This is a genomic window from Candidatus Thiothrix phosphatis (assembly GCF_035668035.1).
Classification (GTDB): Bacteria; Pseudomonadota; Gammaproteobacteria; order Thiotrichales; family Thiotrichaceae; genus Thiothrix; species Thiothrix phosphatis.
Genome location: NZ_JAYMYJ010000030.1, coordinates 58,764 through 76,370, shown reverse-complemented (window position 1 = coordinate 76,370; position 17,607 = coordinate 58,764). Strand labels below are relative to the sequence as shown.

13 protein-coding genes are annotated in these 17,607 nt (G+C 55.1%); 10 read left to right on the top strand and 3 right to left on the bottom strand.

Going from position 1 to position 17,607, the window contains the following annotated elements; all coding sequences use genetic code 11:
• Nucleotides 1-5: 5 nt before the first annotated feature.
• Nucleotides 6-2,120, bottom strand: a complete 2,115-nt coding sequence (locus tag VSS37_RS04105; RefSeq protein WP_324693401.1) for a metallophosphoesterase family protein — start codon at nt 2,118-2,120, stop codon at nt 6-8.
• An 80-nt stretch (nt 2,121-2,200) separates the two neighbouring features.
• Entirely contained in the window at nt 2,201-2,767 is a 567-nt protein-coding gene (locus VSS37_RS04100; protein WP_324693400.1) for a thermonuclease family protein, read from the bottom strand.
• 78 nt (nt 2,768-2,845) lie between these two features.
• On the opposite strand from VSS37_RS04100, the gene VSS37_RS04095 reads away from it, so the two are divergent.
• Nucleotides 2,846-3,442, top strand: coding sequence for a DUF938 domain-containing protein (locus VSS37_RS04095; protein WP_324693399.1), 597 nt, complete (start codon nt 2,846-2,848; stop codon nt 3,440-3,442).
• On the opposite strand, the gene VSS37_RS04090 is transcribed toward VSS37_RS04095, so the two are convergent.
• Complete coding sequence (locus tag VSS37_RS04090) at nt 3,439-4,095, bottom strand: arylesterase (RefSeq protein WP_324693398.1); 657 nt, start codon at nt 4,093-4,095, stop codon at nt 3,439-3,441. The genes VSS37_RS04095 and VSS37_RS04090 overlap by 4 nt on opposite strands.
• Nucleotides 4,096-4,113: 18 nt before the next feature.
• Between VSS37_RS04090 and VSS37_RS04085 the strand changes: the two genes are divergently transcribed.
• From VSS37_RS04085 to VSS37_RS04045, 9 genes are all read left to right on the top strand, one after another.
• Nucleotides 4,114-4,806: an ABC transporter ATP-binding protein gene (locus VSS37_RS04085; protein ID WP_324693397.1), complete on the top strand. Its 693-nt coding sequence runs from the start codon at nt 4,114-4,116 to the stop codon at nt 4,804-4,806.
• Entirely contained in the window at nt 4,803-7,256 is a 2,454-nt protein-coding gene (locus VSS37_RS04080; RefSeq protein WP_324693396.1) for an ABC transporter permease, read from the top strand. The genes VSS37_RS04085 and VSS37_RS04080 overlap by 4 nt, the downstream gene beginning before the upstream one ends.
• Nucleotides 7,257-7,351: 95 nt before the next feature.
• Nucleotides 7,352-9,022 (top strand): cyclic-di-GMP receptor FimW-related protein, encoded by a 1,671-nt coding sequence (locus tag VSS37_RS04075; RefSeq protein ID WP_324693394.1) that lies wholly within the window; start codon nt 7,352-7,354, stop codon nt 9,020-9,022.
• Between the two features lie 96 nt (nt 9,023-9,118).
• Nucleotides 9,119-10,714, top strand: coding sequence for an EAL domain-containing protein (locus VSS37_RS04070; protein WP_324693393.1), 1,596 nt, complete (start codon nt 9,119-9,121; stop codon nt 10,712-10,714).
• A gap of 31 nt (nt 10,715-10,745) precedes the next feature.
• Nucleotides 10,746-12,473: a glucosamine inositolphosphorylceramide transferase family protein gene (locus VSS37_RS04065; protein WP_324693392.1), complete on the top strand. Its 1,728-nt coding sequence runs from the start codon at nt 10,746-10,748 to the stop codon at nt 12,471-12,473.
• Between the two features lie 12 nt (nt 12,474-12,485).
• Nucleotides 12,486-13,547: a glycosyltransferase gene (locus tag VSS37_RS04060; RefSeq protein WP_324693391.1), complete on the top strand. Its 1,062-nt coding sequence runs from the start codon at nt 12,486-12,488 to the stop codon at nt 13,545-13,547.
• Nucleotides 13,532-15,340 carry a DUF4091 domain-containing protein gene (locus VSS37_RS04055; protein ID WP_324693390.1) on the top strand — a complete coding sequence of 603 codons (1,809 nt, stop codon included), beginning with the start codon at nt 13,532-13,534 and terminating at the stop codon, nt 15,338-15,340. Before VSS37_RS04060 ends, VSS37_RS04055 begins: the two co-directional genes overlap by 16 nt.
• Nucleotides 15,337-16,521, top strand: a complete 1,185-nt coding sequence (locus tag VSS37_RS04050) for an O-antigen ligase family protein (protein WP_324693389.1) — start codon at nt 15,337-15,339, stop codon at nt 16,519-16,521. The genes VSS37_RS04055 and VSS37_RS04050 overlap by 4 nt, the downstream gene beginning before the upstream one ends.
• A gap of 9 nt (nt 16,522-16,530) precedes the next feature.
• The gene (locus VSS37_RS04045) at nt 16,531-17,601 is read left to right on the top strand and encodes a glycosyltransferase (protein ID WP_324693388.1); all 1,071 of its coding nucleotides are present in this window, start codon (nt 16,531-16,533) and stop codon (nt 17,599-17,601) included.
• Nucleotides 17,602-17,607 lie beyond the last annotated feature (6 nt).

Here is a 17,607-nt window from a genome sequence, read left to right as displayed (position 1 = left end):
TCGGGTCATACATCGGGTGGGATGTGGTAAATCAGGTTGTTTTCCCGTTTGTCGCCCGACAGCAGCACCTGCCGCACGACCTCGCCATCCCGCAGGTGCACCAACGCCAGGTTCGGGCGGCTGGTGATGCGGCTCAGTTCAGTGCGCAGGATGGGGCGGCGGTTTTCAACGCCAATCATGCGCCACAGCAGGAATGGCCTCCACCATCGGCCCGGTTTGCTGCGTCTGGAGGCGCGCCCCGGTATGCCGTGCACTTTCGCCGTCCAGGTGTTGTAGCGGAACAGCCGCCAGACGAACACCCGTTCCCACCACGGCAGGGTTTCCGGGCTGCACGGGCCGCGCCGCGTCTTGCTGGTCCAGTTGGCGAGGAAGGTTTCCAGCAGGCGTCCGGTTGGCGGCGTATTGCGCATGGCGCTGCTGGTCAGTTGCAGGCATTGCAGCGTTTTCGGCTCCAACGGGTTGCTGTGGTTGGTGTAGGTCGCCCGGTTGGCGAAGGAGTAATGCACATCGCCGGACAGGATGGTGGCTTTCGTCAGGTTCATCCGCAACAGCAGCGTATCGAGGAAAAAGGCGAAGCCGCGCCGGTTGGCGACCCAGCTTTCCACATCCAAGCTGCTGGCGCTGAACAGGCCGGTCAGCCCGCCCAGCAGCACGCCGATGCGGTAGAGGAAATCCTGTAGCCATTCTATCGAGGAAAAGCCGAACACCGGCGTGCCGGTCAGGAAAATTGGCCGTTGTCCACTGCGGGCAATATCGAGCCATTCGCCGCGCATTTCGTCCAGTGCGTAACGGTCCATCAATTGCGGCGGCTCGTTGTTGCTGCCGAAATCGCGCTGGGTACGGGAATCCAGCACGAAAATGGGTGGGTTGGTCGGCAGCATGAAGCTCCAGCGGCGGAATTTCCACAAATGGAAGTCGTATTCGGCGGCTTTCTGCGCATCGTCCGGGTTGTCCAGATGCCCCTTGATGACCTGGACAAAGCTGTCGTGATAGCGGGGTGGGCTGTTGCCCCATGCCTGAAACGCCCAGTAGGCCGCCAGCCCATTGGAGATGACCCGTTTGCCGTCCGGGCTGGAGCCGACCGTGTCGTACCAACTGCGGCACAAATTCCAGTCATCGGTGATGTCATGGTCGTCGAAGTTCAGGTACGTGATGATGTTGGCGAACGCCTTGCGGATTTGCGGTTGGCTGTGGAGGAAACTTTGCAGGCTGTGCCGCTCCAGTTCCTCCACCCGGTTCGGGTCGAAATGCTCCAGCCCGGTCAGCGCCTCGGCTTTTTCCATGCCGTCAGCGTTGAATTGGAAGCCAACCCGGTTGCCGAAAGTCACCAAGTACAGCGCGGCGTATTCGCCGAAACTGAGCACATGCGCATGCCCGGAGGTGGAGGTCAGGCCGCAATTGACCTTGACCAGGTTGCGGTCTTGATCGGTGATCAGGCAGACATTGCTGCCCTCAGGCAACAGGATGCTTTTGCCCATCAATTGCAGCGCCAGCGCTTGCAGGTAGGCCATCAGTTCCGGCAGCACGTCGTCGGCGTAAATCTGGTCGCCGATCAGGAACAGCATGGCGGGGCGTTTGCCCAGGTTGCGGCGGGTGTCTTCCAACTGTTCGGTCAGCAAGGCCAGTGAATCTTTATGTTGCACTTGCCCATCATCATTGAACGACAGGCCATGCGCCTTGCGGCAAGAGCCGTAGGCGATCACGCCCAGTTGGCTGGGAATGAAGAAACCGGGGCGACTTTCCCCGCTGAGGCAAACGTCATCCAGATCCAGCGCAGCCTTGGCGTCAAGGTCAAACAGGTCGTATTCCAACAGGGTGTCGGCAGGGAAGGCCGTTGGGTTTTCCGGCTCGCTTGAGGCTGGGCAGGCTTCCAGCAATGTCACCCAAAGCTGGTCGCCCAGCCGCCAGCTGGATTGGCCGGAAATAGGCTGGGTGCGGTGTACCGAATCAGGCGGTGCAGGCTGGCTGATCAGCTCGCCACCCGTGTTGAGGACGCGCAACTCCAGCTTCAGTTCGCAACTGCTGGCCAGCCATACCGTGGCGCTGCCGGTGGTGACATGTCTTAGGATGGGGCCAGCCAGAATGCGCGGAAGCGGGGGCAGGGCGGGGAGTTCTTCCATGGTTCAGGCTACCCAAGTTTGCTATGTGTTACGGCAAGCATAGGGCGAATGCTGTCAGTTTGTCGAATGAAAATGACCGTTTATCGTTGCTGGCGGCGGTAATCCCATGGCGCTACCGGCTGTTTTTCCCGCCATAATCCCTTGCGGGCCTTGCGTGCCTGTTGTTCGGCGGCGGCGTAGGTTTGCTGGTCGGCGGCGCTTTGCTCCTTGGCGTAGGCGGTGTAATGCCAGGCGCAACCGTTGTTGAGCTGTTCCAGCGCCACGTCCTTGCCATTGGCAATGATTTTGGCAACGACACGCCCGTATTTGTCGAGCTTGTAGGCTTCCACTGCCACCGGCAGGTTGGTGGTCGCCATCATCAGCGCTTCCTTGCATTTCTGGCCGTAAGGCTGGCTTTTTTCCGGTGCGTCGATGCCTTGCAGGCGGATTTTGTAGCGTTGGTTGTCAGCGCCCAGCACGGTCAGGGTGTCGCCGTCGCTGATGTTGACCACACGCCCATTGGCGAGCAGGTGGCCTTCATCGGTCATTTTGGTGCCGGGCGGGAGTTGCGCCTGGAGCTTGCCGTCCGGTTTGAGGCTGGAATGGTTGAGGCAGGCGCTCAGGCTGAACGCGAGCAGGGCCAGCATGTAAGATGAGCATTTTTTCATGTTGTGGATAAACTCCGGGGATTTCCGTTATTGTGGGTGCTGCAATGATAGTGTGAATTCCAGTGGAAGGACGCCCCTATGATGACAAAACCCTTTGCCGAATCCTGTGAACAGAACAAGGAGCCGATCCTGGCGGTGATCGGGCCGTTGTTCCGTGACTGCCATGACGTGCTGGAAATCGGCAGCGGCACCGGCCAGCACGCCATCCATTTTGCCGCCAACCTGCCGCATCTGGTGTGGCATACCAGCGATGTGGAGGAAAACCATCCCGGCATCCGCCTTTGGTTGGAGGAAGCGGGCTTGCCGAACACCCGTCCGCCGCTGCAACTGCATGTCATGCGCGACCCGTGGCCGGACATGGAGGTGGATGCGGTGTTCTCAGCCAATACCGCGCACATCATGGGTTGGCTGGAGGTGGAGGCGCTGTTCGCCAGGGTTGGGAAACTGCTGCCAGCTGGTGGGCTGTTTGCGCTGTATGGGCCGTTCAATTACGGCGGGTATTACACCAGCGAGAGTAATGAGCGCTTCGACCAGTGGCTTAAGATGCGCAACCCCAGGAGCGGCATCCGGGATGCGGACGACCTGAAACGGCTGGCGTCAGCAGCGGGGATGGGGCTGCTGCAAGATTTCGAGATGCCGGTGAACAACCGCCTGCTGGTGTGGCGGAAAGCCTAACCGCCGTGTTGAAGTGTTGGCAGTTCGCCTTCCAGCACTTTCCACACATTTTCCAGCACCTTGGGTTCTGCCTCGGCGGTTGGATGCAAGCCATCCGCCTGCATCAGATCCCAGTTGTCCGCCACGCCATCCAGCAGGAAGGGAACCAGTGGCAGCGCATATTGCTGCGCCAGTTCCACATACGCCGCGTCGAACTTGTCATTGAATGCAGGCCCGTAATTCGGTGGCAGTTTGATCCCTATCAGCACCACCTTCGCATCGGCGGCCTGCGCCAGTTTGACCATTTGTTCGAGGTTGGCGCGCATTTCATCCAGGGCAATGCCGCGCAAACCGTCGTTGGCACCCAGTTCCAGCAATACGTAAGCCGGTTTGTGCGCCTTGAGCGCATCCGGTAGCCGCGTCAGGCCGCCTGCGGTGGTTTCGCCGCTGATGCTGCCGTTCACAACCGTGTATTTGTCCCCCAGTTTTTCCTGTAAAAGGTTCACCCAGCCCTTTTCCACCGGGATGCCATACGCCGCGCTCAGGCTATCCCCCCACACCAGGATGGTGGGGGAACTTTCAGTCGTGGGTGCGGCTTCCCCCGCCATAACAACCATATTCATCACTGGTAAAAACCCCAGCAGGCAAAAGATCAGGTACAGTGTGCGCAACATTAATGGATTCCTTACACAATGAACAACACGATCATTCAGACCGATAATCTGGTGAAGACTATCCCGCAAGCCGGGCGTGAATTGCAAATTCTTCGTGGCGTCAGCTTGCGCATTGAGGCGGGGGAATCGGTCGCCATCACTGGCGCATCCGGCTCCGGCAAGAGTACGCTGCTGGGGTTGCTGGCGGGGCTGGATCTGCCCACCAGCGGTGCGGCGCAACTGTTCGGGCAGCCGCTGGCGGGTCTGGATGAAGACCAGCGTGCGGCGCTGCGGTTGGGCAAGGTCGGTTTCGTGTTCCAGTCTTTCCATCTGCTGGAAAACCTGACGGCGCTGGAAAACGTCATGCTGCCACTGGAGCTGGATTTCACCCCCCATCCCGGCCTTCCCCCGCAAGAGGGGAAGGAGCAAAGTGCCCGCGAGGCCCTGCGGCAGGTCGGGCTGGCCGAACGTATGGGGCATTTTCCCAACCAGCTTTCTGGCGGCGAACAACAGCGGGTGGCGTTGGCGCGCGCCTTCGTCACCCGGCCACAAGTCCTGTTCGCGGATGAGCCGACCGGCAACCTTGACCGCGCCACTGGCCACGAAATCAGCGACTTGCTGTTCGATTTGCAGGAAAAACTCCACACCACCCTGGTGCTGATCACGCATGACGAAACGCTGGCAGCGCAGTGCCGCCAGCATTACCGGCTGGAGGAGGGGGTGCTGGTATGAAGCTCCTGTTCCGGCGCTGGCGGCAACGCTGGCGCATGCCTGAATTGCGGCTGTTGCTGCTTGCCCTGATCGTTTCCGTCACAGTGGTCACCGCTGTCGGTTTCTTTAGCAGCCGGGTGGAAAATGCCATGCAGGCGCAGGCCCGTCAGTTGCTGGGCGGCGATCTGGTGCTGGCGTCTTCCCGCCCATTGGACAACGCCTGGCTGCAATATGGCAAAGACTTGGGGCTGGAGACGGCGGAAACCATCAGTTTCCCCAGCATGGTTTCCAGTGGCGACAAATTGCAATTGAGCCAGCTCAAGGCGGTTTCCAGCGGTTATCCGCTGCGTGGCGAACTGAAAACCGCCGCAGCGCCGGACGCGCCTGAGCAGCTTGCCGCAGGCCAGCTTCCCGCCCGTGGCGAAATCTGGGCGGAGTCCCGCCTGTTCGCGGATCTTGGCGTCAAGCCGGGTGCGCAAGTGACGTTGGGGCGCAGTGTTTTCACATTGACGCGGGTGCTGACCCAGGAGCCTGATCGCGGCGTCAATTTGTTTCAGTTGGCTCCGCAGGTGCTGATGAACCTGGACGACCTGCCTGCCACTGGCTTGCTGTCGCCAGCCAGCCGCGCCAGTTTCAACCAGTTGTTCGCCGGGACGGACAAGGCAGTCAGGCAGTTGCAGCAGAAACTCAAGCCGCAGCTGAAACCGACCGAACGTATCCGCACGCTGGCGGAAGACCTGTCGTCGGTTGACCAGACCTTGCAGCGTTCCGGGCGTTTTCTCGGGTTGGCGACGCTGTTGAGCGTGGTGCTGGCGGGCGCGGCGGTGGCGCTGACTTCCACCAGCCTGATGCGGCGCGAACTGGCAGCGGTGGCGGTGCTGAAAGCGATGGGCATGTCGCGGCGGCAGGTGTTGTTGGATCATGCGTTTTCGTTGCTGTTGACCGCCGTGCTGGCGGCGGTGATTGGCGTGACGCTGGGGCTGGTGCTGCAATTCGGTTTGGCGGAATGGCTTAGTCGCTTTGTGGGTAAGGACTTGCCCGCGCCCGGCCCATTGCCTGCACTGACCGGCTTGTTGACCGCTGTCATCCTGTTGCTGGGGTTCGCCTTGCCGCAGTTGTTGCAGCTGGTGAATGCCTCGCCGATGCAAATTCTGCAGGGCGCATTGCAGCGTCCGCGCCAGTCGGTATGGGTGGTGGTGGCAAGCCTGCTGCTGGCGGTGTTTGGCCTGTTGTGGTTGCAATCGCAGGATCTGAAACTGGCCGGAATGCTGTTCGCCGGTTTATTGGTCGGGGTGGCCGTGTTCTGGTCATTGGCGGTGGCGGCCTTGCGCCTGACGCAGACGGTGGGACGCAGGTTGCAGAGCCGCTGGATGCCGTCGTTGGGGCGTTCGCGTCGCGCCGTGCTGTTGGTGGTGGTGTTCGCTACCGGGCTATTTACATTGCTGCTGCTGACCACGGTGCGCACTGACTTGCTGGACCGTTGGCAGGAAACCTTGCCGCCGGATGCGCCCGACAATTTCCTCATCAATATCCAGCCTGCCGAGGTTGGGCCGTTACAGGCGTTTTTTGCCGCACACGGCGTCAAAACCGAGCTGTATCCAATGATTCGCGGGCGGTTGGTGGAAATCAACGGCAAACCGGCGCAGCCGGATGATTACCCGGAACAGCGCGCCCAGCGTTTGTTGGAGCGGGAGTTCAACTTGTCATCATTCGCTGAATTTCCAGGCAGTAACGTTTTGTTGCAGGGCAAGTGGTTTGATGGGAATGCCCAAGGTTTCTCGATTGAAAAAGGCATTGGCGAAACCCTGCATTTCGGCATGGGCGATACGCTAACGTTCGACATCGCTGGGCAGCGCCTGACCGACACGGTCACCAGCGTGCGCGAAGTGCGCTGGGACAGCATGCAGCCGAATTTTTTCGTGATCGCCGCGCCGGGCAGGTTGGAGCAGTTGCCGAAAACCTTTATCACCAGCATCCATCTGGGTGAGAAGAAAGCCTTGGTGACGGATTTGATCCACCAATTCCCTAGTGTGACAGTCATCGACATTGGCGACATTATGGCGCAGATGAGTTCACTGATTGAACAGGTCAGCGCGGCGGTGGAGGGTATTTTCGTGTTTACCCTGATCGCCGGGGTGGTGGTGCTGATCGCCGCGCTGCAATCACAAAAGGCTGAACGGCGGCGTGAAATCGCCATCCTCAAGTCACTGGGCGCGGGGCGGGCGGAGCTGCGGCGGCGCATCTGGGGGGAGTTCCTGCTGCTGGGCGCATTGGCGGGTTTGCTGGCAGGCTTGCTGGCGCTGACTGCTGGCAACCTGTTCGGTTACTACTTGTTCGATCTCGATATGCATTTGAATCTGTGGCCGTTGTTGATGGGCGGGGTCGTGGGCAGTGCGCTGGTCGGCGTGGCCGGGTATTGGAATTTGCGGGCGTTGCTGAATGTGTTGCCGTTGTCCTTGTTGAAGGCCTGAGTGTGGACGGCGCGGTCGTCGCATCAATTTCCGCAAAGGTTCTGGATGCTGCTACACTGCGGTGATATAGAAAAAATAATAATGGATAGGCAAACATGGCGACAGCAGAAGCTCAGATTTCCAATCACCGATTCATTCCCCTGTCCGAGGGCAAGGCGCGCGCCTGGGTAGCCGCTTTGCCGTTGGCGGATCCGGGTGAAACCACTCGGCGCATCTTTCACGGTTTGGTGGACTTGAACCGCCGTGCGTTGCCCGCCATGACCCGCCTGAATATCAGTGAGATGTTGCGTCCGGCAGTGGAAATTGCTTTGGAGGCGTTACAACGCCATCTGGAAGCGCGCTCTTTCCCGCTCACTCAGAAAAGCCAGAAGATTTTCGAGCTGACCCAGTCATTGATGCTGGAGTTCGCCGGTTCCTATCAGCTGGCGGCGTTGGACATGCTGACCAAAAAGGAGGGCAACAAGAAAGCCTTGCAGTTGGGAATTTACCGGGCGATGGATTTTATGGGGCGGGTGTTGCTGCTGACTTACTCGGTGTACGTGCGCACCCGAGAAACCCTATGGCATGACATCCACCATCTGTATTTGCTGGCGACGGAAAATGGCCTTGACCAGCTGAAAATCCGCGACTGCGCGCCTGGTGCGCCTTCCATTGAGGCGCGTTATGTGCAGATGAACCTGCTAGCGCTTGTCAAGCCTTACAGTTTGCGCCAGGGGGAGGTCGCCCGGTTAACGCAGTATTTTGTGCAAAACTCCTATTTGGTTGGGATTGGGCCGGATTCCGGTGGTCAACAGATCGGGGATTACGTCCATGCGATCATCCTCAATAGTGACGAGCCTGCGCTCATGATGCTCGCCAGCGACCTGCCGCATTCGCCGACGGTGAGGGTCTTGGCCCTGAAGGCGTTGGTGGCGCGCATGGATGAGCATATCCGTGACCTGGAGGCCAAGGGTGTGCCCGCCATGATCTTGCAGGAAGGCCTAAGCCGTAATCTGGCCAAACGGGTCATTTACCACCTGACCGCCGTGCGCAACCGCAGTTTCAACCGTTTCCCGAAAAATGAAAAGATCGGCATGGTGACCCGCATGGTGGATGTATTGACGGTGATCCGTGACTCCCAACGGGTGGAGGCAAGCGAGGATGTGGGGGCGGATGATGCGCTGTTCAATGTTTTCATGTCAGGAGATTACGAGGATGAAGGTGAGGCAAAACAAACCGTCATCCAGCAAGTGGCCGAAGAAGAAGGGGCCCGCATCCAGACCTGGAGCGTCATGAACACCAGCGTTGGCGGTTATGGCTTGTGCTGGGAAGGCAAGGAGGCGTCAGGCGCGAGGGTGGGTGAAATCGTCGCCTTGAAAGATTTGGAGGATGATAACTCGATCTGGATGATTGGCGTGATCAAATGGATGGAGTTTGTCAGCGGCAAAGGGCTATGTTGCGGGGTTGAGTTGTTGTCCACCAAAGTGATGGTGCTATCAGTGCAACAGGTGACCAACCGGGCATTGCCGCAGAAACTGCCTGTTGATGGTTTGATGCTGCCCAGCATTGAAGGTGCCAGGCCTGATCCTGCGTTGATCCTGCCCGCTTATATTTTTCAGGCAGGGGATGAAATCCGGCTGGAGTTCGCCGAGCGTGAAGAACGGGTGCGCTTGGTGTTGCTGGATGAATGTTTGGGGGCCTTTGCCTATTTCCGTTTTACAACACTGGTGGATCGGTCGCTGGAAGAGGATGAAGATGACTTCACGTCGTTGTGGCAATCATTGTAAACGCTAAGTTTTCTGCTTCGCAGTTCATCATCCCTTAACACTCGATAATCGGTGTTTATGTAGGTTTGCGGCAGCGTGATGGGTATCTTCTGATGCATGAGAAAGCAGAAGATACATTGTGTAGTCGTTGATCAGGATGCGGAGGTGACCGCCTCGCTGGAGGCGGTGCTGCGCAATTCCGATGTGTTGCCGACGCTGAAACAGGTGGCGTCCTTACAGCAGTTGATTCCGATTCTGCAGGAAATCAAGCCACATCTGCTGTTTTACCCCAAAAGCAAAGCGGGCGATTCATTGGATTTGCTGGAAATTTTGCAGAATTATTCGCCTGACACCTTGTTAGTATTGATTTCCCGCAACGAGTGGCAGGGGTTGACCACTTGGTTGATGGGGGTCGAATCCTGCATTTTGCCGATTGATGATGCCGAATATTTCAGTCAGTACATCGATTTTCTGTTGCGTTATTCCGGTGTTAAACATGATTTCCGCCAATGCAAGCATTTGCTGGGGGTGGCGGAGTTGCGTTGCCATTGGCTGGTCGACTATTCATGGGAGGCCATCGCTTATATTTCCCAGGGAATGCATTTATATGCGAATAACGCCTACATTAGCTTGTTTGGGTTTGAATCCATTGCGGAAGTGCGTTCGATGCCAGTTGCCCAACTGGTTGATTCATCTGAGCGAAAAACTTTTGGCATCATGGGCAAGGCGGCGGATACCAGTAGCCAGCCTTCCAATCGTTTATTGACGACGTTGCGGACACTGGATGGTGAACGGATGCGTGCCGAAATCCGTTTTATCCCTGCGGTATTGAAAGGAAAGCGTTGCTCCCAGCTGCATGTGCGTCCTTTGGAACGGCATATTGGCAAAGGCGCGCCACTGTGGAAGCAGGATAACCCTTGGGAAGGCGCAGATGAGCGCATCCATCTGCTGCCTGAATCGCGCACACCCCCAACGCCCGCAGCATCAGCACAGGCTCAACAGCCGGGCACTGCGAAAGCTGCCACGCAGGCACCGCCGTTGGATGGATTAAAAATGCTTTTTCACAAGCTGCACCGTTTGCGCGAAAAGTTGCCAACTATTTATACAGCGGAACCTGAGTTCCAACAACAACCAAATAAAAAGGTCAGCTATGCATCCTTGGTAAGGCAATTGGGGGCTACTGATAGCCGCTTCCGTCTGGATTATTGGAGCCTTGGGCAAATTATCCTGAAGTTGTCATCTCAAGGCAGTGAAAAGCCCGATTATCTGGTTTTTGTGTCAGTGGGCGGGACGATTCTGAATAATGAAAGCCAGTTAAAGCTGTTGATCAGCTTGTTGAATGCTGCCCCTGCCATCACCAATAGAATTGTAGTGGCGCTACAGTATGAGGATTGCCTTGCGCACATGGGGCAACTTGGGAAGCTTATCAAGTTGTTGAGGGCAGTAGGCGTAAGTCTGGCAATTGACGGCGTGCCTGATGATATTCGGGCAATCAGGCTAGTGCAGGTGGTGAAGCCTTCACTGGTGCGCTTGTCGCCTGATGTGGCAGCAATTGCTGTCCGTAAGGCTGAAACGGGGCGGATACAACGGTTGATTTATCAATTAGCTGCAAATATGCGTGGGGTTATTGTTCCAGGCGTACAAAACAAAGCTGCATTGCAGGTGGTTTACTCTAGCGCTGCGGCATATGCGCAAGGCAGCGCAGCGATATAACAATGACTAATAATTACCAAGTGAGAGTATCATGTCAGCTAATCTTTTCAGGATCGTCCTGATAGTTGATGGCGAATACATTTCTGCGTGGCAGTCTTTGATGTTGGAGCGTTTGCAGGCGTCAGGCGGTGGGGTGTTGGTTGCTGTCATTTTTCGTCAACCGCTTGCTTCAGGCATAGAAAAAAAAATCAATTTTTTTCTTTTCAGGGTGCTGCATTTTCTGGATGGGAAAATATTCAAAGCGCCAGTGAATGCTCAAAAGCCAGTCAGTTTTCTTGACCAATTAGGCGATGTGTTTTTTTGTGCCGCAAATAGTCGGCGGTATCAGAAATTACTCAAAGAACAGACGTTGGATGTCGCTATTGACTTGACTGGGCAGGAGCCATTATCGGCTGTGATAGCAAGTGTCCGGTACGGGGTATGGCGTTATTTCCATGGTTATCCGGCTGCGATGATGGACTGCTATGTAGGGATACGCGAGTATGCCAATCGGGAGGACGAGATCATTTCGGGGGTGGAGCGTTCTTTGCCAAGCCAATCTGTTCCTGAAAGGATTTTTTACGCTACCACCAGTACAGACATGGTTTCCATCAACCGGGGAATTGAGAGCACTCTGTGGAAGATGGCGGATTTTATTCCGCAGCGTTTGTCCGAACTGGCTCAGGTTGGGGAGAGCCTCTTTTTCCAGAATGCCAGTGCACGCCTCCGCCAGTTTCCTTTTGCCCAACAATATGCTTCATCCCCACCCGGTTTGCTGATGACATTACGGGTGTTGTGGCGTTATCTGAGCAATTTCATCAGAAAGCTTTATAACAGCTTATTCCGTAATGAGCAGTGGATATTGCTGACCAGTGAAGCAGGGGATGCCAGCAGCCTTTGCATGTTGGGGCATTTTCGCAAACTGATTCCTTCTCGTGACCGTTTTTGGGCAGATCCTTTTGTGGTTGAACATGAGGGTGAGCAGTATGTGTTCTTTGAGGAGTTGGTTTATGCCAATGGGGTTGGCCATCTGGCCTGTATCCGATTGAATGCAGACGGTTCATATTCTGATCCGGTCACTATTCTGGAAAAACCTTATCATTTGTCTTACCCCTTTATTTTTAAATATCAAGGGCAGTATTACCTGATTCCTGAAACTGCCGAGAATCATACCATTGAGGTTTATCGATGCGAGGCGTTTCCGTATCGCTGGGTGTTTGAAAAAAATCTGATGGAGAATGTTGAGGCCTATGATTCGACTTTGTTGGAACATGCTGGACGCTGGTGGATGTTTGTCAGCATGCGCAACCATCAAAGTTGCTCACCCAGCGAAGCGCTGTATTTGTTTTACGCTGATAACCCCTTGAGCACCCAGTGGCATGCGCATCCACAGAATCCTGTTGTTGCACGCGCTTCCCATGCGCGGCCAGGAGGAGGGATTTTCGAAGAGGGCGGCAGATTATACCGGCCTTCGCAGAATTGCGCCGGGGTTTACGGACGCGGCCTTAACATCAATCTGATCCGGCAACTGGACACAAGCACGTATCGCGAAGAAACCGTCAGCCGCTATGTGCCCGATGGTGCCAATGACATGAATGGTGTGCACACGTTGGGGCTTGGAGAAAAGATTTCTGTGTCGGATGCAGTGCATATTCATCGCCGACTGGGAATGCTGGATCGTTGGGTGGTCAAGTTAAGCAGTTTTTTTAACTATGCGGGTCATCGCCAAATCTTGGTGGTGGTGGCCATTCCTCTGGCTTGGCTTTGGTTCCACATATGATTAGCAACGACAATGCGTAAGAAAATTGCTTTGATAGTGTATTCGCTGGGAATGGGCGGCGCGGAGAAAGTTGTCTCCGACCTTTCGTTCCAATTTGCGAAACAACATGATGTCACGCTGATCCTGTTTGATGGGAGCCGCATGTATTATCCATATGCAGGTGAATTGATTGATCTCCGTTGCCCGTCCAAGAGTGGCTTTGTCGCCAAAACATTGAACTTTCTGGAGCGTTCAGGCCAGCTCAAACGGATTTTCCAGGCAAAGCGTTTCGATGTCATTATCAGCGTGATGGAGCATGCGAACTTTCCGTCCATCCTCGCGAGCCGTCGGACGATTGCCGCCAACCATTGCAATCCTGATCGAAACTTTTCCCAATTGGATTGGCTATTCGCCAAATGGTTGTATCCAAGGGCTAAAATGGTGGTGGCCGTTTCCCAGGATGGAATGCGTATTTTCCAACAACGTCTTGGCCTGCAAAACATCACTTGCCTATACAATCCTGTCAACCTGAACCGCATCCGTGAATTGGCTAAAGAACGCCCTGCTGTGCATATTGACGGCCAATATATTGTGGCGGCTGGACGGCTCAGTCCCGAAAAGAATTTTTCCATGTTGATTGACGCTTATGCCGCCGCCGGGATTCGGGAGGATTTCAAGTTGCTGATCCTTGGTGAAGGTGGTGGGCGTCCTGTCTTGGAGCAGCAAGTCAAGGCGCAGGGTCTGGAAAAACAGGTCATCCTGCCTGGCTTTATGCGCAACCCTTACCCGTACATTGCCAATGCCCATTGTTTGGCGATGTCCAGTTTGCATGAAGGTTTTCCCGTAATCCTGATTGAGGCGCTGGGGCTGGGGCGTCCGGTAATCTCCACGGATTGCGAGACTGGGCCGAGGGAAATCATCCAGCATGATAGCAATGGACTGCTGACGCCTTCTGATGACCGGGAGGCCATGTCGGCGGCACTGGATCGTTTGTGCTTGGATGTGGCGCTGCATGCGCGCCTTCAGCAAAATGCGGCGGCTTCGGTCGAATACCTGGATATTGAAAAGGTGGCGGAACAATGGCTCGCCCTTTGATGCGTTGGATATGTTGCTGCTTGGTGCTGCTGGGTTTGGACGGTTGTTCCCCAAAGCCGCCGCCAGTAGCCGGTTTGCAAGTCCGGTCGATTGGGGTGCTGGAGCGGTTTTCCCGTTTTGAGGCAGTGACGGGTGGTAAAAGGGTGGAGTTGTTTGCCGCCCGCAATGAGTATGAAGGTTTCCAGTTCGTCATTACGGCGGGTGACGGCGGCGCGGCGAATGTCCAGGCCAAGGTTTCGGCGTTGCGCAATGCGGCGGGGGACGTGATTGATGGTTTGCAGGTGTTCCGGGAGCGTTATGTCAAGGTCAGCACGCCATCCCCTTCTTCGCCTTACGCCCCGCAATCCTGGCCGGATATTCTTTTGCCTGCGGATAATCCGGCCAAGGACGTGGCGACAGCTTACCGTGCGTTTCCGCAAAACCTGACGGCTGGGGAAAATTTGCCGGTATGGGTGGATGTCTATGTACCCCAGGATACGAAGCCCGGTGTTTACAGCGGCGTGGTCACTGTCACGGCTGACGGCGAAGCCGCGCAGGAATTGCCAGTGACCCTGAAAGTCTGGAATTTCACGCTGCCGGAACGCTCTCCACTACGCACCGTATTCGGTACGAATGGTTACCGGGTGGCGGATGTGTATGGCTTTGAACGCACCGGCGAATCCGTTGCGGATAACCGTCTGGTGAGGGCTTATAACGATTTCCTGCTGGATCATCATCTGTCGCCGGAAAGCTTCTGGGATGCGGCTCCTGAAGCTGATGAAGCAGGCAGGCCGGATTTTGATCGCCAGTTCGCCGGTTTGGGGACTGTGACGGACAACATGCGGCATTACATGCAGGATAAACATGCTTCCGCTTATACCTATGTGTTTGCGGATAGTTATCCGTTTGCTGATCCATTAGGCAAGGATCGGCAAAAAGCCCAGCAGTTTATCCGCGAGTACGCCGCTTGGTGTGGGCAACATGCAGGGCATGGGCGTTGTTATACCGACCCATCATTCGTGGATGAGCCTGACACTCGGGAGGCTTATCAGTACGCCCGCCGTTGGGGTGATTTTTTCGATGAGGTGGGGGAGAAAATCCGTTTTCAGGTCAGTGAGCCGCCGCTGAATGAGAAACCTGAACTTGGTAGCCTGACAGGCAAAGTGGATGTCTGGATTCCTAAATTTTACGACCTATGGCGGGATGTGGATTATCTCGGCAAGAATACCGTTGGCCAGCGGTTGGCGGCAGGTGAGGAGGTCTGGGCGTATACGGCTCTGGTGCTGGATTTCCCTGAATATAAAAAGCTTAACCCCAAGGCCGATGTGTTGAAGGGAAGCTACCCACCTGTCTGGCAACTGGATTTTCCTGCCATCAATTACCGGATTCCTGCTTGGCTGCTGCATCGCTATGGCGTGACCGGGTTGGGTTATTGGGACACGCTGTCATGGTTCGATGGCGCGGATGTTTGGAATGACGCCGCCAGTTTTGTCAGCACTGATCCGCCCGGCATCCGTTTCAATGGCGATGGGTTGCTGGTTTACCCGGCGCATAAGGAGCAGTTTGGCTTTGATGGGCCGGTGGCTTCCTTGCGCCTGAAATGGATACGTGAATCCGTGGAAGATTACATGTACATCGACCTGTTGCTGCAGGCGGGGGAAAAGGCGTTTGTGGATCAGCAACTTGGTCGCATCGCCCGCAATTTTGGCGACTGGGACAATGATCCGGTGTTATTGATGCAGGTACGGCAGGCGCTTGGCGAGAAGCTGGAAGCATTGGCGCAGACCCACCAACAGCAAGGGCGGAGCCAATGAACACGCTCAGGAATATCGCCATTTTTTTCTTGATGATGTTGGTGTTTGCATTGCCGACAGACGGGGCTGTTGATGTCGCTGGCATGTCGCTGGTCAAGATTGCCGGGTTGATGGCGTTTGGCCTGATGTTTGTGCTGATAGTGATGGGGGCGGAATTGTCCGCAGTGCCTGCGCTGCACATTCCGGTGTTGTTGTATGTGGCTTGGGTGATCCTGTCCTACACCTGGTCGGCGATGCCGATCCCTTACGAAAGCGAAGAGGCAGTCGGTGGCTACCAACAGGCGATCAAGGGTAATCTGTATGTGTTGATGATTACCCTGTTGCTGTTTCAGCTCGCCAAAACGGAGAAACATCTCCAGATGTTGTATCTGGCTTTTATTCTGGGTGATTTGTGGCTGGTTTATCTGATGGTGAAGGATTACCAAATCGGGGGGAATACGGTCAGGCAGGAAATCAAGGATTTCGACGCCAATGAGGTTGCGGTAAAACTGGCGATGGCTATGCCACTGGCCATTTATCTGTTTACGGTTGCACGCCACTGGGTATTACGGGGAGTGGCTGTGCTGTATTTGCCAATGGCGATGTTTACTATCCTGATTACCGGATCACGTACTGGCGCAGTCACCATGATGCTTGGGCTCACAGGTTTATGGCCTTTAGTCAAGAACTCTGGCGTCATGGGTAAAGCCATTGCTGGCGTGACGCTCATCAGCGTATTGGTGATTGCTGCGAATGTTATTCCTCAGCAAACCATTGAGCGTATATTTTCGACCGGTAAAGAAATTTCGGAAGGGACATTAAATGAACGTAGTGTAATATGGGGCTACGCCTATGAAGAATGGAAGCATAGCCCAGTGGTCGGGCATGGTTTAAGTTCATTCAGAAGGGTAATTAATCAATATAATGTGAAATATACGGCTCATAACAGTTTTGTTTCAATTGCAGCGGAGCAAGGGATTATTGGTGTGTTGCTGTATGGTAGCGTCATAGTGGCTTCATTTGTTTATGCCTTTTCACTTCCCCCATTGGAACGGTTGCTCATGCTATCAATGTTGGGCATTATCTTTTTAGGGCAAATGTCATTAACAATTCATGACCGTATGCAAGTTTGGTTCGCCTATTCATTGCCGGTATTAATATCAACTATAAAAAATTCCTCCAGTAAACTGATTAAAAAATAGGGTATTCCTGTGTCAACAAAGAAAATTGCTATCGTCATTGCAGATATGGCGGCTCCAGGTGGCGCAGAAAAGGTCGCGGCTGATTTGGCCGAAGAGTTTTATTCCAGGAATCATGACGTCACCGTAATAAAATTCGAAGAGTATGGCGACATTCCGCGTTTTTCGTACCCTGGCCGAACCATACATCTGCATTTGCCCAGCCGGGCAGGCGGTCTGCCGAGGCAAGTGTTTACCCTGCTCAAACGCGCATGGTATTTCAGGAAGGTCTTTCAGCAAGAAAAGTTCGATCATATTTTTTCATTTCTGGAGGCCTCCAATGTGCCGTGCGCATTGGCCAGCCGTGATGCCGTCCTATCCATGCACCTTGACCCTGATAAGATGACTCGCCATGAATGGCGGGCTGTGAGGTGGTTTTACCCACGCGCCAAACGGGTGATTACAGTTTCCCGGCAAATGAAGGATTTGTTGGTTGAGCGCGCGCATCTGGGAAATGTCCGGTGCATTTATAATCCCGTGAATATTCGGCTGATCAATGAAAAAGCGCGGGAGCCAATTGCATTTGAAGGGCGTTTTATCTTGGCGGTTGGCCGATTGGAACGGCAAAAGCGTTTTGATTTGCTGATTGAAGCTTATGCGCGCAGCCAAGTGCAACAGGAATGCAAGCTGGTCATTGTTGGCAAAGGCAGCCAACGTGAATTGCTTGAGCAGCAAATTGCTGCGTTAGGCATACAGGAGCGGGTAATTCTGGCTGGATTTGAGGTGAACCCCTATAAGTACATGGCAAAAGCCGAATTTCAGGTCATGAGCAGTGATTACGAAGGTTATCCGCTGGTGTTGATTGAAGCCCTGGCGCTGGGTTGCCCGATTGTGTCAACAGATTGCCCGACAGGCCCGCGGGAGATCATCCGTTCTGGTGAAAATGGCCTGCTGGTTGAAAGGGGGCAGGTGGATGCGCTGGCTGCGGGCATTGATGAAATGTTCCTGAATACGGCAATGCGGGAGAAGATGCGGCATCAGGCGAAAGAATCGGTAAACAGCAATGATATTGCTGCCGTCGCCGATGCATGGTTGGCAGTTTGAGGGATA